21 protein-coding genes are annotated in these 18,934 nt (G+C 71.8%); 9 read left to right on the forward strand and 12 right to left on the reverse strand.

All coding sequences use genetic code 11. The annotated features are described in order from the left end of the window. Positions 1–33: 33 nt before the first annotated feature. Together E1211_RS04275 and E1211_RS04280 are read right to left on the reverse strand one after the other, a co-directional pair. Positions 34–678, reverse strand: a complete 645-nt coding sequence (locus E1211_RS04275) for a response regulator transcription factor (protein WP_132345582.1) — start codon at positions 676–678, stop codon at positions 34–36. Continuing rightward, on the reverse strand, positions 675–1,781 hold the full coding sequence (locus tag E1211_RS04280; protein ID WP_132345584.1) for a sensor histidine kinase: 1,107 nt from the start codon (positions 1,779–1,781) through the stop codon (positions 675–677). The genes E1211_RS04275 and E1211_RS04280 overlap by 4 nt, the downstream gene beginning before the upstream one ends. A 111-nt stretch (positions 1,782–1,892) precedes the next feature. Between E1211_RS04280 and E1211_RS04285 the strand changes: the two genes are divergently transcribed. The 4 genes from E1211_RS04285 (at position 1,893) to E1211_RS04300 (ending at position 5,623) form a co-directional block, all read left to right on the forward strand. Further along, a complete protein-coding gene (locus E1211_RS04285) occupies positions 1,893–2,624 on the forward strand; it encodes an ABC transporter ATP-binding protein (protein WP_132345586.1) in 732 nt (243 codons plus the stop codon). Beyond that, on the forward strand, positions 2,621–3,385 hold the full coding sequence (locus E1211_RS04290) for an ABC transporter permease (RefSeq protein WP_132345588.1): 765 nt from the start codon (positions 2,621–2,623) through the stop codon (positions 3,383–3,385). The genes E1211_RS04285 and E1211_RS04290 overlap by 4 nt, the downstream gene beginning before the upstream one ends. A 295-nt stretch (positions 3,386–3,680) precedes the next feature. Further along, positions 3,681–5,180: a SulP family inorganic anion transporter gene (locus tag E1211_RS04295; protein ID WP_132345590.1), complete on the forward strand. Its 1,500-nt coding sequence runs from the start codon at positions 3,681–3,683 to the stop codon at positions 5,178–5,180. Beyond that, positions 5,180–5,623: a MerR family transcriptional regulator gene (locus tag E1211_RS04300; RefSeq protein WP_132345592.1), complete on the forward strand. Its 444-nt coding sequence runs from the start codon at positions 5,180–5,182 to the stop codon at positions 5,621–5,623. Before E1211_RS04295 ends, E1211_RS04300 begins: the two co-directional genes overlap by 1 nt. A gap of 39 nt (positions 5,624–5,662) precedes the next feature. On the opposite strand, the gene E1211_RS33785 is transcribed toward E1211_RS04300, so the two are convergent. The 6 genes from E1211_RS33785 to E1211_RS04330 form a co-directional block, all read right to left on the reverse strand. Beyond that, positions 5,663–6,733: an ABC transporter ATP-binding protein gene (locus E1211_RS33785; RefSeq protein WP_132345654.1), complete on the reverse strand. Its 1,071-nt coding sequence runs from the start codon at positions 6,731–6,733 to the stop codon at positions 5,663–5,665. Positions 6,734–6,768: 35 nt separating this feature from the next. Then, entirely contained in the window at positions 6,769–7,614 is an 846-nt protein-coding gene (locus tag E1211_RS04310; protein ID WP_132345594.1) for an ABC transporter permease, read from the reverse strand. Between the two features lie 3 nt (positions 7,615–7,617). Then, on the reverse strand, positions 7,618–8,415 hold the full coding sequence (gene modA, locus E1211_RS04315) for a molybdate ABC transporter substrate-binding protein (RefSeq protein WP_132345596.1): 798 nt from the start codon (positions 8,413–8,415) through the stop codon (positions 7,618–7,620). Continuing rightward, entirely contained in the window at positions 8,412–8,834 is a 423-nt protein-coding gene (locus E1211_RS04320) for a molybdopterin-binding protein (protein WP_132345598.1), read from the reverse strand. Before E1211_RS04320 ends, modA begins: the two co-directional genes overlap by 4 nt. Positions 8,835–8,962: 128 nt before the next feature. Beyond that, a complete protein-coding gene (locus tag E1211_RS04325; protein WP_132345600.1) occupies positions 8,963–9,934 on the reverse strand; it encodes an aldo/keto reductase in 972 nt (323 codons plus the stop codon). Positions 9,935–10,033: 99 nt separating this feature from the next. Beyond that, positions 10,034–10,234 (reverse strand): DUF5708 family protein, encoded by a 201-nt coding sequence (locus E1211_RS04330; RefSeq protein WP_132345656.1) that lies wholly within the window; start codon positions 10,232–10,234, stop codon positions 10,034–10,036. Between the two features lie 201 nt (positions 10,235–10,435). Between E1211_RS04330 and E1211_RS04335 the strand changes: the two genes are divergently transcribed. Next, complete coding sequence (locus E1211_RS04335; RefSeq protein ID WP_132345602.1) at positions 10,436–11,449, forward strand: alcohol dehydrogenase catalytic domain-containing protein; 1,014 nt, start codon at positions 10,436–10,438, stop codon at positions 11,447–11,449. A 246-nt stretch (positions 11,450–11,695) separates the two neighbouring features. On the opposite strand, the gene E1211_RS04340 is transcribed toward E1211_RS04335, so the two are convergent. Beyond that, the gene (locus E1211_RS04340) at positions 11,696–12,754 is read right to left on the reverse strand and encodes a trans-acting enoyl reductase family protein (RefSeq protein ID WP_132345604.1); all 1,059 of its coding nucleotides are present in this window, start codon (positions 12,752–12,754) and stop codon (positions 11,696–11,698) included. 97 nt (positions 12,755–12,851) lie between these two features. Between E1211_RS04340 and E1211_RS04345 the strand changes: the two genes are divergently transcribed. Further along, positions 12,852–13,808, forward strand: coding sequence for a helix-turn-helix domain-containing protein (locus E1211_RS04345; protein WP_132345606.1), 957 nt, complete (start codon positions 12,852–12,854; stop codon positions 13,806–13,808). 148 nt (positions 13,809–13,956) lie between these two features. On the opposite strand, the gene E1211_RS04350 is transcribed toward E1211_RS04345, so the two are convergent. Both E1211_RS04350 and E1211_RS04355 read right to left on the reverse strand, forming a co-directional pair. Beyond that, on the reverse strand, positions 13,957–14,196 hold the full coding sequence (locus E1211_RS04350) for a 4-oxalocrotonate tautomerase family protein (RefSeq protein ID WP_132345608.1): 240 nt from the start codon (positions 14,194–14,196) through the stop codon (positions 13,957–13,959). 29 nt (positions 14,197–14,225) lie between these two features. Continuing rightward, complete coding sequence (locus E1211_RS04355; protein ID WP_132345610.1) at positions 14,226–14,936, reverse strand: SDR family NAD(P)-dependent oxidoreductase; 711 nt, start codon at positions 14,934–14,936, stop codon at positions 14,226–14,228. Between the two features lie 90 nt (positions 14,937–15,026). On the opposite strand from E1211_RS04355, the gene E1211_RS04360 reads away from it, so the two are divergent. Together E1211_RS04360 and E1211_RS04365 are read left to right on the forward strand one after the other, a co-directional pair. Beyond that, a complete protein-coding gene (locus E1211_RS04360; protein WP_132345612.1) occupies positions 15,027–15,647 on the forward strand; it encodes a TetR/AcrR family transcriptional regulator in 621 nt (206 codons plus the stop codon). Positions 15,648–15,733: 86 nt separating this feature from the next. Next, positions 15,734–16,270, forward strand: coding sequence for a GNAT family N-acetyltransferase (locus E1211_RS04365; RefSeq protein WP_132345614.1), 537 nt, complete (start codon positions 15,734–15,736; stop codon positions 16,268–16,270). Between the two features lie 56 nt (positions 16,271–16,326). On the opposite strand, the gene E1211_RS04370 is transcribed toward E1211_RS04365, so the two are convergent. Beyond that, on the reverse strand, positions 16,327–17,004 hold the full coding sequence (locus E1211_RS04370) for a DUF1028 domain-containing protein (RefSeq protein ID WP_132345616.1): 678 nt from the start codon (positions 17,002–17,004) through the stop codon (positions 16,327–16,329). A 163-nt stretch (positions 17,005–17,167) separates the two neighbouring features. On the opposite strand from E1211_RS04370, the gene E1211_RS04375 reads away from it, so the two are divergent. Beyond that, a complete protein-coding gene (locus E1211_RS04375) occupies positions 17,168–18,391 on the forward strand; it encodes a serine protease (protein WP_132345618.1) in 1,224 nt (407 codons plus the stop codon). Positions 18,392–18,934 lie beyond the last annotated feature (543 nt).

The following is an 18,934-nucleotide window of genomic DNA, read 5'->3' on the forward strand; positions in this document are numbered from 1 at the left end:
GGCCGGCACCGTATGTCGCACGTCGGGCCGGGCTCACCGCAGGACGCCCTCGTGCAGGGCCCGCAGCACCGCGTTGGTGCGGTCCCGGGCGCCGAGCTTGAGCAGGATCGTGGAGACGTGGTTCTTCACCGTCCCCTCGGCGAGGAACAGGGCGCCCGCGATCTCCCGGTTGGTGTATCCCGCGGCCACCAGCCGCAGCACCTCCAGCTCCCGTTCGGTCAGCTCCTGCGCCGGCGCCGCGGCCACGCCGACGGGCAACGGTGCGGAGCGGATGGCGCGCAGCAGCCGGTCGGTGATCGACGCGGCGATGAGCGTGCCACCGGACGCGAGCGTCTCCACCGCCCGGGTCAGCTGTTCCAGCGTGACGTCCTTGAGCAGGTAGCCGCGCGCCCCGGCGCGAATCGCGTCGAGGACCAGGGTGTCGTCGTCGAAGGTGGTCAGCACGAGCACCGGGACGTCCACCGCGCGTTCGCGCAGCCGCCGCAGCGTCCAGATGCCGTCGCGGTGCGGCATCCGCAGGTCGAGCAGGGCGACATCAGGCCGCCGCTCGACGATCACCGCCAGCGCCGCCGCACCGTCGTCCGCCTCCCCCACCACCTCGATGCCCGCCACGTCGAGGAGGCTGCGGATGCCCTGCCGGACCAGGGTCTGGTCGTCGACCACCACGACCCGGGTCATCGCAGCGGCACCCGTGCGGTGACCCGGAAACCCGGTCCGCCGTCGTACGCGACCTCCCCACCCAGCGCCGCGAAGCGCTCCGCGATCCCGCACAGCCCGTTTCCGGGAACGACCTGGGCCGCGCCCTGCCCGTCGTCGGTCGCGGCGAGCCGGATGGTCTCGCCGTCCCGCGCGACGGTGATCCGGAGCTCCCGTGCCTGGGCATGGCGCAGGGTGTTCGTCACGATCTCCTGAACCGCCCGGACGAGTGCCGCGCTCTGCTCCTCGTCCACCTCGACGTCGTCGCTCACCTCGACCGTGACGTCCAGGCCCGGAACGTTGCGGCCGACGTCGCGCAGCGCCTGGGCCAGGTCGGTGGCCGGCGCGACGCGCAGCGCGCCGACGGTGGCGCGTACGTCCGCCAGCACGTCACGGGCCACCTGGTTGGCCCGCTCGACGTGTTCCCGGCCGGCCTCCCCGGGGCGGTGCCGCGCGGCCTCCAGCTCCAGCGTGAGGACGGTGAGCTGGTGTCCGATCAGGTCGTGCAACTCACGGGAGATACGCAGCCGCTCCGCCGTACGCGCGGAGCCGGCCAGCAGCACGCTCGCGGCCTGCAGGTCGACGTGCGCCTCGGCGAGTCGACGGCGCAGCTGCTTCTCCCGCTGGATCGCCGTCAGGCTGAACACCGACGCGAGCTGGATCAGTGCGTAGAACGCCGCAGCCGTCACGAGCGGGAGCCCGTCGTCGTGCACCCGGCTCGTGGAGACGGCCACCACACCGCTGTTCAACGCGACCACCACGAGGTTGGCCGGTAGCCGAACGACCTCCGGCCCCAGTGCGGCGATCACGACCAGCAGGATCGGCAGCAGGTCGGCCCGGGGAGCGGTCACGACGACGCCCCAGCCGGCGAGGACCGCGATGCCGTAGGCGGTCCGCCGCGCGGCCGGACGGTCCGCCAGCGCGACGGAGACGGTGGCCGCGACGAGCGTTGTCAGGAACAGCCCGATCCACGCCACCACCGGGATGTCCGGCTCGACCAGGCCGAGCACGACGGGTGACGCGGTGCCCACGCAGACGGCGAGCATCACGAGGCCGGACCACTCGTCGAGCCCGAACCGCCGCATGGGTCCAATCTAACGAGCGGGTCCCTCGCGCCGCGGGTGCCGGAAGTCATGGTGGACGGTGCTGACCTGTGGCACAGGCGGCCGGACGGCCGGGCACCCACCATCGTGGTCATGAGACAGCCCGCCATCCACGTCGAGCACGTGCACAAACGGTACCGAGGCGTCGTCGCGGTCGAGGACGTGAGCTTCCAGGTGGAGGCCGGTGAGGTGTTCGGCATCCTCGGCGCCAACGGAGCCGGGAAGACCACCACTGTCGAGCTGATCGCCGGCCTGCGCCGACCGGATCGGGGGCGGATCCGGGTGCTCGGCCTCGACCCCCGCCGGGACCGCGCGGCCCTGCGTCAGGTGCTCGGGGTGCAGTTGCAGCAGTCCCACCTGCACCACGCCCTGACTGTCGCCGAACTGGTCGGCCTCTACCGCTCGTTCTACCCCGATCCGCGCCCCGCCGCCGCGCTGCTGGATCTGGTCGAGCTGAGCGGGCACGCCCGGACCCGTTTCGAGAAGCTCTCCGGGGGTCAGCAGCAGCGCCTCTCCATCGCCCTCGCCCTGGCCGGCCGACCACGCGTGGTGATCCTCGACGAACTCACCACCGGGCTCGACCCCCGGGCCCGACTGCGGGTGTGGGCGGGCGTCGAGGAGCTGCGCGACGAAACCGTACTGCTCGTGAGCCACTCGATGGAGGAGGTCGAGCGGCTCTGCGACCGGGTCGCGCTCTTCGACCGCGGTCGGATCGTCGCCGTGGACACCCCCGCGGAACTGGTCGTCCGGGCCGGCGCCGCGACCCTGGTGGAGGCGTTCGTCGCGCTCACCGGGAGGGAACTCACGCCGGAGGAGGACGCATGACCGAGCTGACGGTACGGCGACCGGGCCCCCGCGCCTGGCTGACCCTGACCGTGTGCGAGGCGAAGATGGTGGTCCGGGACACCGCCGGCCTGGTCGTGCCGATCGGCCTGCCGATTCTGATCATGGTCATGAACGCCTCTGCCGCCGCCGGCGAGCAGGTCGTCAACGGCCGCTCGGCGCTGGACGTCTACGTGCTGCCGCTGGTCCTCACGATCGTCCTCACCAGCATCGGCGTCGTCAACATGCCGAGCTTCCTGGCGTACTACCGCCGGTCGGGGATACTGCGTCGGCTCGCTGTCACTCCGGCCTCGCCCGCGATGGTGCTCGCGGCGCAGATGGTGGTGAGCCTCGCCCAGGCGGTGATCGGCATCGGCGCGGCCTACGCCGTCGCCGTGTTCGCGTACGGGGCACTCCCGCCCGTCGACCTGGGTGTCGCGCTCGGTGTCGCCGGGCTCGCGGTCGCGGCGATGTACGGAACGGGGATGATCGTGGCCTCGGTGGCGCCCACCCCGAACTCCGCCGTGGCGATCGGACTGATCGCGTTCTTCGCGTTCGGGGCGGTCGGTGGGATGTTCGGCGACACCTCCGCCCTGCCGGACCCGTTGCGGCAGGTCGGCTCCTGGCTACCGTTCGGCGCGACGGTCGACGCGCTCTCCGCCGCCTGGGCCGGAACGGCCGTCGACACGTCGAGCCTGGTCGGTCTGGCGCTCTCGGCGACCCTCGGAGCGGGCGTGGCGACGGTGTTCTTTCGCTGGGACTGAACGGACGGGCGGCGGCCAGGCCGACCGGGCGCGAGGGACGGCCCGCGCGTCGGTGGGCGACCACTCGCGCCGATGGTGAGGATCACCACCATCGGCGAACTCTACCCTTACGGAAGGGTAGGGTTTGCCGAGGTCGTCAGGGTGTGGCAAGGGCCGCCCCGACGGCCCTGCCGCGAGCCGGGGCGATGAGGCCCATCCGGATCGCGGCCGACACCGATCGCCTCTTCAGCCGTCTCCCGCCCACGGGGACGGCTGACGCGCGCCCTCCCATGGGCGACTGAGTGGAAATGGCTGAATGTCTCCTGCACTGTCGGCGGTCACCCGACCGCACCTGCCCCGCCCGTCCTGGCTCGCGCCCAAGGTGTTGCGCACCGAGGTCCTCGCCGGCCTGGTCGTCGCGCTCGCGCTGATCCCCGAGGCGATCTCCTTCTCGATCCTGGCCGGCGTCGATCCCCGCGTCGGCCTCTTCGCCTCGTTCACCATGGCGGTCACCATCGCGATCTGCGGCGGCCGCCCGGCGATGATCTCCGCGGCGACCGGCGCCGTCGCCCTCGTCGTGGCGCCGCTGGCCAAGGAGCACGGCCTGAACTACCTCATCGCGGCGGTGATCCTCGGGGGCGCGATCCAGGTCCTGCTCGCCGCGCTCGGGGTGGCGAAGCTGATGCGGTTCATTCCCCGCAGCGTCATGGTCGGCTTCGTCAACGCCCTCGCCATCCTGATCTTCACCGCGCAACTCCCGCAGCTGGTCGGGGTGCCGTGGCTGGTCTACCCCCTCGTCGCCCTGGCGCTGGCGATCATCGTGCTGCTCCCCCGACTCACCCGCGCGGTCCCCGCTCCGCTGGTCGCGATCGTCGTGCTGACCGTCGTCACGGTGGTCGCCGGGCTGGTCGTGCCGACAGTCGGGGACGAGGGCGCCCTCCCGGACAGCCTGCCGACGTTCGGCGTGCCGCAGGTGCCCTGGACCCTGGACACCCTCACCCTGATCGCCCCCTACGCCCTGGGGATCGCACTGGTCGGGCTGATGGAGTCGCTGATGACGGCCAAGCTCGTGGACGACATCACCGACACCCACTCCAACAAGACCCGGGAATCCTGGGGTCAGGGCGTCGCGAACATCGTCACCGGCTTCTTCGGCGGCATGGGCGGCTGCGCGATGATCGGGCAGACGATGATCAACGTTAAGGCGTCGGGTGCCCGAACCCGTCTCTCCACGTTCCTGGCGGGCGTGTTCCTCCTGCTCCTGGTCGTGGCGCTCGGCGACGTGGTAGCCGTCATCCCGATGGCCGCGCTGGTAGCCGTGATGATCATCGTTTCCGTGTCGACCTTCGACTGGCACTCGATCGCACCGAGGACGTTGAAGCGGATGCCGTACGGCGAGACGGCCGTCATGCTGGCCACCGTCGCGGTCACGCTGGCCACCCACAACCTTGCCGCCGGGGTCGTCGTCGGCGTGCTCACCGCCATGGTCGTCTTTGCTCGGCAGGTCGCCCGGCTGGTCGAGGTCACCAGCGTCCTTGACCCGGAGGGGACGACCCGGATCTACTCGGTCCATGGTGAGCTCTTCTTCGCCTCCAGCAACGACCTGGTCGGGCAGTTCGACTACGCCAACGACCCGGACAACGTGGTGATCGACATGACAGACGCGCACGTCTGGGATCCGTCCTCCGTCGCCGCGCTGGACGCGATCACCACGAAGTACGCCGCGCGGGGCAAGACCGTCGAGATCGTCGAGCTGAACAAGCCGAGCGCCCGGATCCACGGCACCCTGGCCGGCCGGCTCGGTGGCGCCCACTGATGGCCGCCCCCGGCCACCGTGCCGGTCCGGAGCGCAGCTCCGGACCGGCACCGGGTCAGCTGATGCAGATCGGGGAGGCCGCCGAGCGGGTCGGGCTCAGCATCCGCACCATCCGCCACTACGAGGAGGCCGGCCTGATCGTGCCCTCCGCGCGCAGCGACGGCGGTTTCCGGCTCTACACCGACGCCGACCTGGACCGCCTCGCCGTGGTCAAGCGGATGAAGCCGCTCGGCTTCACTCTCGAGGAGATGCGTGACCTGCTCCTCGTCCTCGACGCCCTCGACACCGCCACCGGCACCGACCGCCAGGAGTTGCTGGACCGGCTCGCTCTGTTCCACAGCACCGCGACGGCCCGGGTCAGCGCGCTACGCGACCAGCTCGCCATGGCCGAGGAGTTCGCGGGCACCCTCCGCGGCAGACTCGACCGGCACCGGAACGGCTGACCGCCCCGCCGCTGCCGGCTCGGGAACCCACCCGACCGGTTAGTCCGGTGCGGCCGGGTAGGTGCGGGTCTCGGTGGCCTTCACAGCCGCCCAGACCCGCTGGCCCGGCGCGAGGTGCAGCTGGGCGGCGGCGAGCGGAGTGATGTCGGCCGCGACCTCGATCGGACCGGAGAGCTGGACCCGGAGGTTGTCGCCGTTCGGCTGGATGCCGCTGATGGCGGCCGGCCAGGTGTTGCGGGGGCTGCCGTCGGGGCGCTCGGGATGCAGGGCGACGGCCGACGGCGGGAAAGCGACGAAGACGTCGCCGTCGTGCTGCTCGGCCGCCGTCAGCCGGAACCCGTCGCTGAGCAGGACGGTCTGCCCGGTGGCGCGACCGCGGTAGAGGTTGAGACCGACGAGGCGGGCGACGTAGTCGGTGCGGGGCTGTGCGGTGATGGTCGCGGCGTCGCCCTCCTGGACGACCTGACCGTGCTCGATGATGACGAGCCGGTCGGCGAGGACGAGAGCGTCGAGCGGGTCGTGCGTGACCAGCAGGGTGGCTCCGGGGTGCGCGGCGAGGTGCCGCTGGAGCTGGGCGCGGGTGTCGAGCCGGGTGCGGGCGTCGAGAGCGGCCAGCGGTTCGTCGAGCAGCAGCAGCGCCGGGGCGACCGCGAGGGCCCGGGCGAGGGCGACCCGTTGGGCCTGCCCGCCGGAGAGCTGGCGAGGCTTGCGGCGGGAGTGCTCGGCCAGCCCCATCCGGTCCAGCCAGTCGGCCGCCCGCTGCCGCGCCTGCCGCCGGTCCAGCCCGTGCCGGCGGGGGCCGAAGGCGACGTTGTCCAGCGCGCTGAGGTGCGGAAAGAGCAGGTAGTCCTGGAAGACCACACCGACCGGGCGTTGCTCGGTGGGAACCCGGATCCGGCTGCCGGGACGGTCGAGCTCGTGGCCGGCGAGGGTGAGGTGCCCGGCCGACAGGCCGAGCAGCCCGGCGAGTGCCCGCAGGGCGGTGCTCTTACCGGCGCCGTTGGGTCCGAGGAGGGCGACGACCTCACCGGAGCTGATCGTCAGCGGCAGGTCGAGCCGGAAGCTCCCCCGGTCCACGACGAGATGGGCGTCGAGCAGCGGCTCGAGCACCTGCGGCGCCGACGGATGGACGGTGAGGTCGGCGGTCACGGGGCGCTGATCCAACGGTCCCGAAGGGTGGCCAGGATCGCCACCGACACGGCGAGCAGGACGAGGCTGAGCACGATGGCGGCCTCCAGGTCGGTCTCCAGCGCGAGGTAGACGGCGAGCGGCATGGTCTGCGTACGCCCGGGGAAGTTGCCGGCGAAGGTGATGGTGGCGCCGAACTCGCCCAACGCCCGCGCCCAGCAGAGCACCCCACCGGCCGCGATACCGGGCGCGACGAGCGGGAGCGTGACGTGGGTGAAGGTGGTCCAGCGGTTGGCCCCCAGGGTGGCCGCGGCTTCCTCGTACCGGCTGTCGGCGCCGCGCAGCGCCCCCTCGACGGCGATGACCAGGAAGGGCATGGCGACGAACGCCTCGGCGAGCACCACACCGGTGGTGGTGAACGGCAGGGTGACGCCGAACGTGGAGTCGAGCCAGGAGCCGAGCAGGCCACGGCGACCGAAGACGAGCAGCAGCGCCACGCCGCCGACCACCGGTGGCAGGACGAGCGGCACGGTGACCAGGGCGCGCACGATCCGCCGGCCGGGGAACTCGATCCGGGCGAGCAGCCACGCCAGCGGCACGCCGAGGGCCAGGCAGAGCAGCGTCGCGAGGGTGGCGGTCAGCAGGGAGAGCCGGAGCGCGGTGAGTACGCCCGGTTCGGTGAGCCGCTGCGGCAGCGTCGCCCACGGGGCGCGCGCCAGCAGACCGGCCAGCGGCAGGATCAGAAAGAGCAGTCCGAGCACAGCCGGCAGCAACAGGGCCAGCGGGATGCGACCGGCGCGCCGGGGTCGCTGCCGTGGCGCGGCCGGTCGGGGGCGCGCCACGGTGGTGTCGAGCCGGGGCATCGGCTACGGGGCCCCGAACCCGGCCGCGGTGAGGACGGCGCGGCCGGGGTCGGAGAGCACGTAGTCGACGAACGCCTTCGCGGCCGGTTTGTGGGGTGCGTCCTTCAGCACGATGATCGGGTACTCGTTGATCGCCCCGGCCGACTCGGGGAACTCGACGCCGTCGACGTCCGCGGCGGCGCTTTTCGCATCGGTGCGGTAGACCAGCGCGGCGTCGACCTCGCCGAGTTTGACCTTGGCCAGTGCGGCCTTGACGTCCTGCTCGAGGGTCACCGGTGTGAGTCTCACACCCGCCGCGTCGAGCGCCTTCCTCGCCGCGGCGCCGCACGGGACCTGCGCGGCACAGAGCGCCACCTTCACCTCCGGCTCGGTCAGGTCCGCCAGGCCGCCGATCCCGGCGGGGTTTCCCCTGGGTACGGCGATCACGAGCTGGTTCTTCACGAAGATGGTCGGCGTACCGTCGCCGTTGCCCGCGTCGGTGACGGTCTTCATGTTGGCCGGGGCCGCGGAGGCGAAGACGTCGGCCGGTGCGCCCTGGTTGATCTGCGTGGCGAGCGCGGAGCTGCCGGCGAAGCTGTAGGTGACAGTCGTCCCCGGGTTGGCCGCTTCGAAGTCCTTGCCGAGCTGGGTGAACGACTCGGTCAGCGAGGCGGCGGCGAAGACCGTGACGTCGCCGGTGATGCCGGAGGTCGCGCTGCCCGGCCGCGAGCCGGCGGATTCCTCACCACCGCACGCGGCCAGACCCACCACCGCCAGCGCGGCGACGGCCGCCAGGACGGTGCGAGACCGTCGTGTCGTCACGAGCCGGCCCTCCCTCTGTTCCCCGCGATCGCCGCGGGCTTCTCCACGACGACGTTCGTCGACTTGATCACTGCGACCGCTACTGTGCCGACCTCCAGACCCAACTCGTCGACGGCCTCCCGGCTCATCAGCGACACCACCCGGAAGGGGCCGGCCTGGATGTCCACCTGCGCCATGACGGCGTCCTTGACCACGGACGTGACGATGCCGCGCAGCCGGTTGCGCGCCGACGACTCGTCGCGGCCCTCCGGGTCGGCGGACTGCGCCCGCACGAACGCGGCGAGGTCGACCCCGTCCACCACCCGGTGCCCCTGCTCGTCCCGGCCGGCGGTGAGCCGCCCGGCATCCACCCAGCGCCGGACCGTGTCCACGCTGACGCCGAGCAGCTCGGCCGCTTCACTCATCCGAAACACCGTCACACGGCCACAGTAACGGACGGCACCTGCGGCCGAGAAGACGCAGAACGTGCCGTAACTGCGGCTGGTCGTTCCGTTCTCCGGATCGCATCTGCGGGATGGCGACGGCCCTCCCCCGCGACCCGCAGGCGCTAGAAGCCGGCCACCGGACGTGGCCGGTAGGGCGCCTCCAACGCCTCGACCTCCTCGTCGGTCAGTTCGATGTCGAGCGCGGCGACGGCGTCGTCGAGGTGGACCGGCTTGGTCGCGCCGACGATCGGCGCGGTGACCCGGCCGGCCACCCAGGCCAGCGCGATCTGCGCGCGGGACACCCCCCGGTTCTCGGCGATCGTCGCGACGGTCTCCACGATCTGCCGGTCGGTCTCCTCGTGGCCGCCGTAGAGGGTGCGGCCGAACTCGTCCGACTCGGTGCGCGTGGTGCTCGCGCCCCAGTCGCGGGTCAGCCGGCCGCGGGCGAGGGGGCTCCATGGGATCGTCGCGATGCCCTGGTCCGCGCAGAGCGGCAGCATCTCCCGTTCCTCCTCGCGGTACAGCAGGTTGTAGTGGTTCTGCATCGAGACGAACCTCGTCCAGCCGTTCAGGTCGGCCAGGTAGAGCGCCTTGGCGAACTGCCATGCGTGCATCGAGGACGCCCCGAGGTACCGCACCTTGCCCGCCTTGACGAGGTCGTGCAGGGCCTCAAGGGTCTCCTCGATCGGCGTCGCGTGGTCGAAGCGGTGGATCTGGTAGAGATCGACGTAGTCGGTGCCGAGCCGGCGCAGGCTGTTGTCGATCTCGGTGTTGATCGCCTTGCGGGACAGGCCGGCGCCGTTCGGGCCGGGACGCATCCGACCGTGCACCTTGGTGGCGATGACCACGTCGTCGCGGTGGGCGAAGTCCTTCAGCGCGCGGCCGACGATCTCCTCGCTACTGCCGTCGGAGTAGACGTTCGCGGTGTCGAAGAAGGTGATCCCGGCGTCGAGCGCCTGCCGGATGAACGGACGGGCCTCCGCCTCGGGCAGGGACCACGCATGGTTGCCCCGAGCCGGATCGCCGTAGCTCATCGTCCCCAGGCAGACCCGCGAGACCTCCAGACCGGTCGAGCCCAGCCGTACGTACTGCACGATGCCTCCACTGTGGGCTGACGGGAGGTGCCCACAGTTGCGCACAGTACTCCGGCGGACGGCGGAGTCCCTGGTCCGCGGACTCGCGCCCGGCCCTAGCTAGCCCCGCGCCGCGTCGTCGCCGCGCAGGCTCCGGTAGAGCCCGTACCCGGCCTCCAGACCTCCGACGACCATGAGGACCACACCGAGCTTGGAGGGCGTGAAGACGAGAACGTGCTCGTCGGACCCGAAGAGCCGGAGCGCCAGCCCCAGCACGAAGGTGACCAGGCCGGTCACGAGCGTCTTGCGGGCAGCGGCCACAGCGATCCCTCCCACGGGTCCGTGTCATCAGCTGGGAAAACCGTATTCAGTCCCGCCCGGGGCGGCCTCCTGCCGGTTGCGGAGATCGCACTACATCCTTCGGCCGACAATGCCGTTCCCCCGCCGGAACCGTTGTCGCCTCCGTCCGCATCCTCCGGCACTACGATCATCACAGGGAGATAACGGAATTGAGGTTCACCCATGCTTACGGCCGTTGCCACCGGCGTCGACGAGCCGCTGTCGATCACCGAACGCGAGGTCCCGGAGCCCGGCCCGGGTGAGGTCCTGGTCAGGATCACCGCGTGCGGGGTCTGCTACACGGACCTGGACCTGCTCCAGGGGCACTGGCCCGTCGCCCGTTTCCCGGTCGTGCCGGGCCACGAGATCACCGGTGTGGTGGCCGCCGCCGGTCCCGGCGTCTCGTGGCCGCCGGTCGGCACCGCCGTCGGCGCCCAGTTCCTCGGCGACTCCTGCCGCCACTGCGACTACTGCGTACGCGGCGAGCAGATCCTCTGCCCCCGCAAGCGGATCACCGGCATCCTCATGGACGGCGGATACACCGAGTACGCCGTTCTCAAGGCCGACTTCGTCACGCCGCTGCCGGAGGGGCTCGACCCGGTCGCCGCGGCGCCGCTGATGTGCGCGGGGCTGACCGCCTTCAACAGCCTGCGGCAGGGCGGGATCAGCGCCACGTCGCGCGTCGCGGTCATCGGCACCGGCGGGGTCGGCACGCTGGCGGTGCGCTACGCCGTCGCCATGGGCGCCCGTGTGACAGTCATCGGTCGGTCGCACCGGGGCGAGGCGGCGGCGAGGGAGATGGGCGCCGAGCGGTTCATCGCCACCCAGGACACCGACCCGGGCGAGGCTCTCAAGACCTGGGACAACTGCGGGGCGAACCTCGTCGTCAACGCCTCCCCCTCGACCTCGGCCGCGGCGGCGACCATCACCGGCCTGGCGCCCGACGGCTGGCTCGTGCTGTGCGGGTACGACCCCGAACCGTTGATCCTGCCCACCCGGGTGATGGTCCTCAACCGGCTGCACGTCATGGTCAACCCGTCCGGCTCCCCGCACGACCTCCGCGACACGCTCGCGTTCTCGGTGGCGCACGGCATCCTGCCCGAGGTCGCCCCGATCGGGCTGCGGGACGTCAACGCCGCGCTCGACGGCATGGCCCAGGGTTCCTCCGGCCAGCGGTCGGTCATCGCCTTCGACTGACCGGTCGCCGAGCGCCGGCGCAGCGACTGCCGGCCGCGGTTTCCTCGGGCGGCAGCGGGAAGTCGCCCCGGCCGGCGACCGCCGTCCCCGTCTCGCCGGGGAGGTCCGGGATGGCTCGCAGGGGCGTGCTGCTGGTCGCCGCCTTCATCCCCTTCTCCTGGCCGCCCATCGAGGGTGAGGTCGCCGGCGTCCGCCGCGCCCACGAGAGGGCGCCTGAGCCGCCCGCCCGGGAGCGTGGCAGGGCGGTCAGGCGGGCTGCGGCGCGGGCGATTCGCGGGGAGGTTCGACCGAGACGTAGGCGGATACCGCGCGGAGGAAGTCCGGCGCGTCGAAGATCCTGCCGGCGGAGGCGACGCCGCTCGTCCTGGTCCGACCGTCGAGGACGCGGCGGACCGCCTCGACCGCCAGCGGCGCGCTGACGGCGTAGATGTCCTGGCCGCTGGCGACGACCCGACGCCGCGTCCGGCCGGAGCGCACGACGACGTCGACGGTGAACGTCTGGGCGGACCGGCCCCGCTCGTCGACCGCGGTCGGAGGGGTGTCCGCGGCGGCCAGGTCGTGCGCCGCGTCGGCGGTCAGGTAGGTGCGCACCTCGGGGATGGACAGGTGGCTGGGGACGGTGACGACCTCGGCCATCGTGAACCCGCCGAGAACGGTCCGCGGGCCCAGCGGCGCTGGGAAATCCCAGTTCACGGCCGGCAGGTCGCTCTCGTCGGAGTAGTACTCCAGCCGGCCGCCGGTGTAGCGGACACGTCGGCCGTCGCGCCGCTGCCGGGAGACGGTGCCGGAGGCGAGGGTCCCGGCCGTGGGGTGCCAACTGCTCAGCCCGTACGCGACGTGCGCCTCGTCGGCCGCCGTCCAGTCGCCCATCGCCGTGGTGACCAGCAGGTCGCCGAGCCCGCCGAAGAAGGCCATCGCCGGGACCACCGCGACGCCCGCGCCGAGGGCGCGCTCGGCGTACCGGGTGAACGTGTCGAGGTTCGCCTCGATCTCGGCCGCCACGTCGAGGTACGGAATCCCGGCGCGCAGGGCTGCCTCGATGACGGGGCCCGCGGTCGAGGCGAACGGGCCGGCGCAGTTGATGACCGCGTCCGCGCCCTTCAACGCCGCGTCGAGCGAGGCCGGATCGTCGACCGACGCCACCCGGTGGTCGAGGCCCGGATGCGATGCCGCCAGCGCCTGGAGCTTGCCGGCGTCACGGCCGAGCGGAAGCGGGACGAACCCACGATCGCGCAGCTCCGCCAGCACGAACCGCCCGGTGTGCCCGTACGCACCGAACACCGCCACGGTCTGTCCCGAAATCATCTGCGGCTCCTCCTCAGGAGATCGACTGAGAAGATCCTCTCCGCTGCGGTAGGACCGGACGAGTGTCTGGAACGCCATCCCCCATACAATTTCGGACATGAGTACCGTCGCGCTCGCCGCCACCGACGGAATGCTGCACTTCGAGCTCGCGATGGCCTGTGAGATCTTCGCCCACGACCCGTCCGGCCTGGCCGACCCCTGGTACGACCTGGTGGTCTGCGGCCCGGGCCCGGCCGGGATCGGCCGGTTCCGGATGGATCCCGACGACGGGCTGGAGCGGCTCGCCCGCGCCGACACCGTGATCATCCCCGCCGTCGAGGACGTCGACGCGGAGGTACCACCCGACCTGCTGGACGCCGTCCGCGCGGCGCACGCGGCGGGCGCCCGGCTGGTCTCGCTCTGCACCGGCGCGTTCGTGCTGGCCGCCGCCGGCGTGCTGGACGGGCTGCGGGCGACCACGCACTGGGCCCACACCGAGGTGCTGGCCGCCCGCTATCCACGGGTGGAGGTCGACCCGGACGTGCTCTACGTCGACAACGGCAGCGTGCTCGCCTCCGCCGGCAAGGCCGCCGCCATCGACCTGTGCCTGCACCTGATCCGCCGCGACCACGGCTCGACGGTCGCCAACGCCGTCGCCCGCCGCCTGGTCGTACCGCCGCACCGCGCCGGCGGTCAGGCCCAGTTCGTCACCACCCCGGTGCCCGCCCGCGACGACCATCCCCTCGCCGAGCTCTTCCCCTGGGCGATGGAGCGGCTGGACCGGCCGCTGACCGTGGAGGATCTGGCCCGCCGGGCGAACATGAGCTCCCGCAACCTGACCCGCCATTTCCGGTCGGTGACCGGCACCACCCCGTTGCAGTGGCTCTCCACGCAGCGGATCCGCCGGGCGCAGGAGCTGCTGGAGCAGACCGACGACGGCATCGACGCCATCGCGGAGGCGGCCGGCCTGGGCACCGCCACGACGCTACGAAGGCACTTCCACCGCACCGTCGGTGTACCGCCGGACGCCTACCGCCGCACCTTCCGCAGCGCCGGGCCCGCAGCCGGATCGTGACGACCACCCGGCCGACCGGTGGCGCGCGGCTCCGGCGCCGCGTCACCCGACAACCGCCCTGGTGGCCGGTGCCGATCCGCCCGGGTCGCCGTCGCGACGACTCCGACCGGCGGTCCCGGCCACCACCTCCCGCGGCCGCCCCGACGCGCTACTCGGAGGACCGGGCGCGCTGCTGCTCGCGGTACCGGTCGACCGGCAGGCCGCCGCGGCCCCAGTTCTCGGTCTCGACCTCGTCGATGACGACGAAGGTCGAGTCCATCGGCTTGTGCAGCACGTCGAGCAGGAGCTTGCTGACGCCCTGGATGAGCGCCGCCTTCTCCTCGGCGGTGGCCGCCGTCGCGCCGGGGCTGGTCCCCTCGCGGGTGATCTGGATCGTGACGATGGGCATCTCGGGTCCCTTCCGGAGGATCGACTCGGTCAGTTGCCGGCGTTCTGACCGCCGTCGACGTGCAGGATCTCGCCGGTGACGAACGGGGCGGACTCGAGATAGACGACGGCGTCGACGATGTCGCTCGTCTCGCCCATCCGGCCCACGGGGTGCAGCGCGGCGAACGTGTCGTGGTACTCGACCGGGTGCATCGGGGTCTTGATGATGCCCGGGGCGACGGCGTTGACCCGTACGCCTCGGGTCGCGTACTCGATGGCCAGCGACTTCGTGGCGGAGCTGAGGCCGCCCTTGGTCAGCGACGCGAGGACGGACGGCACGTTGGAGTTGGGCTGGTCCACGAAGCTGGTGGTGATGGTGACGATGTGCCCCCCGCCGTTGGCGAGCATGTGCGGCAGGACGCGCCGGGTGAGGTGGAAGAACCCCCCGAGATTGACCCCGGTGAGCAGCGCATAGTCCTCGTCGGTGTACTCGGTGAACGGCTTGGCGACGAAGACGCCGGCGTTGTTGACCAGGGTGTCGATGCGGCCGAAGCGCTCCAGCGCCGCGCTGACCACCCGGTCGGCGGTCTCAGCGTCGGCGATGTCTCCCTGCACGACGACGACGTCCGGGTCGGTGGTGGTGATCGAGCGTGAGGTGGCCACGACGGCGTAGCCGAGCTTGCGGTACGCCTCGACGAGGCCGGCCCCGATGCCCTGCGACCCGCCGGTGATCACGGCAACCTTCTGATTGGTGCCCATCATGATCCTCTCCATCTGTTGGTTTGCGCCCGGATGTCCACTAGACGACCGGTCGACTAAACGCTAGCCGACCGGTCGGGTATCGTCGAATGCATGGGACGGACGAGTGACGCGCGGAACAAGATCCTCGAAGCGGCCGCGACGCTTATCGAGCAGCGTGGCTACTCGGCGCTGGGTGTGGCCGAGATCTGCGCGACGGCGGGCGTGCCGAAGGGCAGCTTCTACTACTTCTTCGAGTCCAAGCAGGCCCTCGCCCTCACCGTCATCGACGAGCACTGGGCGGCCCAGCGGCAGCAGTGGGTCGAGCTGCTCAGCAGCGAACGCGACCCGCTGCACCGCCTGCGGGACCTGTTCGAGGCGACGGAGGAGGTGCAGCGGGTCGGGCAGCAGAAGGCCGGGCTGGTCACCGGCTGCCTCTTCGGCAACCTCGCCCTGGAGCTGAGCACCCAGGCCGAGGAGATCCGCAGCCGCCTGCAGGAGATCTTCGACGCCCAGATCGACCTGATCGAGCAGGTGGTCGTCGAGGCGAAGGAGCGCGGTCAGGCCGCCGCCTCGGTCGACGCCCGCGACGCCGCCCGATCCATCGTCGCCCAGATCGAGGGGCGCGCCCTGCTCGCGAAGCTGCTCAACGATCCGGCCCAGCTCGAAGCGCTCTGGCGCAACTGCCTGGACCTGCTCCAGGTGCCGGCGCCGGAGCGGTCCACCATCGGCTGAGCTCCCCCACCCCCCCCCACCGGTACGCACGGCGCGGGTGACGAAAATCGGTATGCGTGGCCGCACATCGTTCTCACAATGGCGGCGTGACCGGCACCGTTCCCCGCAGCCAGACCTGGACCGTCGCCCCGGTCGATGTGAGCTCACCCGAGGCGGCTTCGCTGCTCCGGGATTACTTCATCGACGTCAGCGACCGCTATTTCCAGCTCCACCTCGGCCGCCGGTCGACACCCGCCGAGATCGAGGAGGGGCTCGCCGACCATCCGAGCGACGATCTCACCCCGCCCACCGGCGTGTTCCTGGTGGCGAGACACGGCGACGACCCGGCCGGCTGCGCGGGCCTGCGCGTGCTCGACAGGCGGACTGTCGAATTGACCCGGATGTTCGTACGCCACGCGCGGCGCGGCACGGGCGGCGGCGCGCGCCTGCTGGCCGCGGCCGAGGAGGCCGCCCGCGACCTCGGCGCGGCGCGGATCGTGCTCGACACCCGGCTCGACCTGGTCGAGGCGCGCGCCCTCTACGTCAGGCACGGCTACGCCGAGGTGCCGGCGCACAACGACCGCCGGTACGCGGAGATCTGGTACGGCAAGGAGCTCGGCCCGGCACGGTCATCGCCTCGCTGACCGGGCCGGCCGTCGTGGAGGCGTCGGCGCGCGGCCCGGGGAGGGCGGACCGCCCGCTACCCGAGCGCCTGCCGGGCGGCCTCGCCCATGGGGTCGTCGCGGGTGGGCAGCCGGCGGATGGTCGGCAGCACCTCCTCCCGGAAGACGGCGTGCAACCGGCGCAGCTCCCGCACCGGATACGTGGCGTCGTCGACCCGCACGTCCCAGAGCGGGTACGGCTGATCGCCGATCACCGTGACGGTCGCCGACCGTCCGCCGTGCCGGTCGCCGCCGGTCCCCTCGCCGGCCTCGATCGCGAGCACGAGCCGTTCCGCCAGGTCCAGCTCCCGGCTCTCCTCGAACACCCGGACAATCTCCCCCAGCGTCTCCGGGCCGACCAGGCGGTTGCCCTGCGCCGCGTAGCCCGGCCCGGTCCGGTGCCCGGCCCAGCCCTTCGTCCGGGAGCCGGTGAAAGCGTGGGAACGGCCCTGCTGGTCGACCATGCCGACCTGCCGCACCTCCCGACCGGGGTCCCGGGCCAGCAGCTCCGTCAGGACGTCGTGCGGCGAGCGCCCCTCGCCGAGCAGCGGCAGGCCGTCGTAGGCCAGGAACGGGTTGGGGGTGGCCTGGGTCGCCACCGCGCCGGCGCCGGCGTGGACGTGCGCGACGAGCTTGCCGACCGCGGGTCTGGCCGTCAGCGCGCCCACCCCCAATTGGCCGGTACGCGGACACCGTGCGGCGATCGAGAAGGTCACGTCCGGCAGGTACCCGCAGCGACGCCCGGCATGCCGCCCGCTGCCGGGCTGCCCTGATGGTCGCCACCACCACCAAGACATTGATGGACTTGCATGTCTTGCGCGGGCTCGTGTATGAAGACTTACGACTCGTTAAGGCTCTGCTTCCGCGGAAGGAGCGACGATGAAACATGCCCTGCGACGCCTGCGAACGGTGGCCGCACTCGGCGCCTGCGCACTCGGGCTGAGCCTGCTGTCGGCACCCGCCCAGGCGTACTCGGTTCAACCTCTCGCGCCACTCTCCGACCGAGCACCCGAGTCGGAACAGTTCGCCGCCGAGGGCGTGACGACCGTCGGTGAGTTGCGTACCGTCGACGGCTCGTTGTCGTACGCCCGCAACGGCCGGACCCAGATCATCAGCCACCCCGGCGCCACCTACGTCAAGGTGCACTTCAGCTCCCTGCGGCTGACCCCCGGCGAGTACGTCACCGTGGCGAGCCCGGACGGCCGGGAGAGCTACCGGTACGACCGCGAGCTGAACCGGGCCACCGGCTCCGACTACACCACCGACGGGCAGCCCGGCTTCTGGGCGATGTCGGTGGAGGGCGACACCGCGGTGGTGACGCTGCACAGCAGCCGCCCCTCCGGCGGCAGCGCCGCGACCATCGACCGGTTCTGGCGCGGCTACGACCGCGCGGAGATCGCGCAGCACAACTTCTCCACCCAGTCGGTCTGCAGCACCGACGCCCGCCGCGACGCGGTCTGCTACCAGAGCAGCCACCCCACCGAGTACGCCCGCGGCAACGCGGTGGCGCGGCTGCTGATCAGTGGCGGCGGACTGTGCACCACGTGGCGGGTCGGCGACACCAACCGCATGCTGACCAACAAGCACTGCTTCTCGACGCAGGCCGCGGTCAGCGGCAGCGAGATGCAGTTCAACTACCAGTGCGCCACCTGCGGCGGCGCGAACCCCGGCGCCGGCACCAAGGTCAGCGGCGCCACGCTCTACCGGGTCAGCAGCGGTGGCTCCAACCAACTGGACTACGCCCTGTACTCGGTGAACAACTTCGCCTCCATCCAGGGGTTCGGCACGCTCTACCTGGCGACGAGCGCCACCACCACCGGCACCCAGATGTACATCCCGGGGCACGGCGACGGCAGCCCGAAGCGCTTGTCGATCTTCGAGGACTCGCAGAACGGCGCGAGGTGCACCGTACGGAACGCGAACTACAACACCTGGAACATCAGCTACAGCTGTGACACCTCCGGCGGCAACTCCGGCTCGCCGGTGCTGAACAGCAGCCACCGGGTGATCGCCCTGCACCACCTCGGCGGCTGCCCGTCCAACCAGGGCGCGAAGGCGCACCTCATCTACAACGAGATCGCCAGCCTGATCGACAACGGCTGACGACGGCGAACGGTGTCCGGGGGCGCGCCTCGCGCCCCCGGACTGCCGTCAGAACCAGTGCCGTGAACGGGGTGTCTGCCACCGCGCCCGAGCCTCACTTGCCGTAGTAGAAGTCGGCCGCCTCTCATCGAGTGGCCGTGGTGGGAAACCGACCCCGAGTCGGCCAACTCGTGGGACGGCACTGTGGGCTTTCCGCGTGACCCGGGCGCTCACGGCTGGCACAACACGCCCTGGCGGCGGGAACCCGATTCCGCCCAACTCCAACCCGGTGACCCTTGCTTGGTCGGCCTCCCACCGACGGAGGTCCTGATTACCTCCGTCGAGAGGTTCGATCCTCCCGCCGACTTCGGATTCCTACCCCGGCCGGACTACGTGCTCGGCGTCGTTCCTGTCGCCGCGATCGAGGAACAGGAAGCGGGCTACGTCCTCTACCCCACGGCCTGGAAATCCTCGACGCCGGCAAGCGCCTGCCACCGGCGCTCCTACGGGCAATCCTCGACCCGACCGCGGAGCAGGTCGAAGCCGACTGAACCGGCCTGAGCA

The sequence above is a fragment of the Micromonospora sp. 15K316 genome (genome assembly GCF_004348525.1).
GTDB lineage: Bacteria > Actinomycetota > Actinomycetes > Mycobacteriales > Micromonosporaceae > Micromonospora.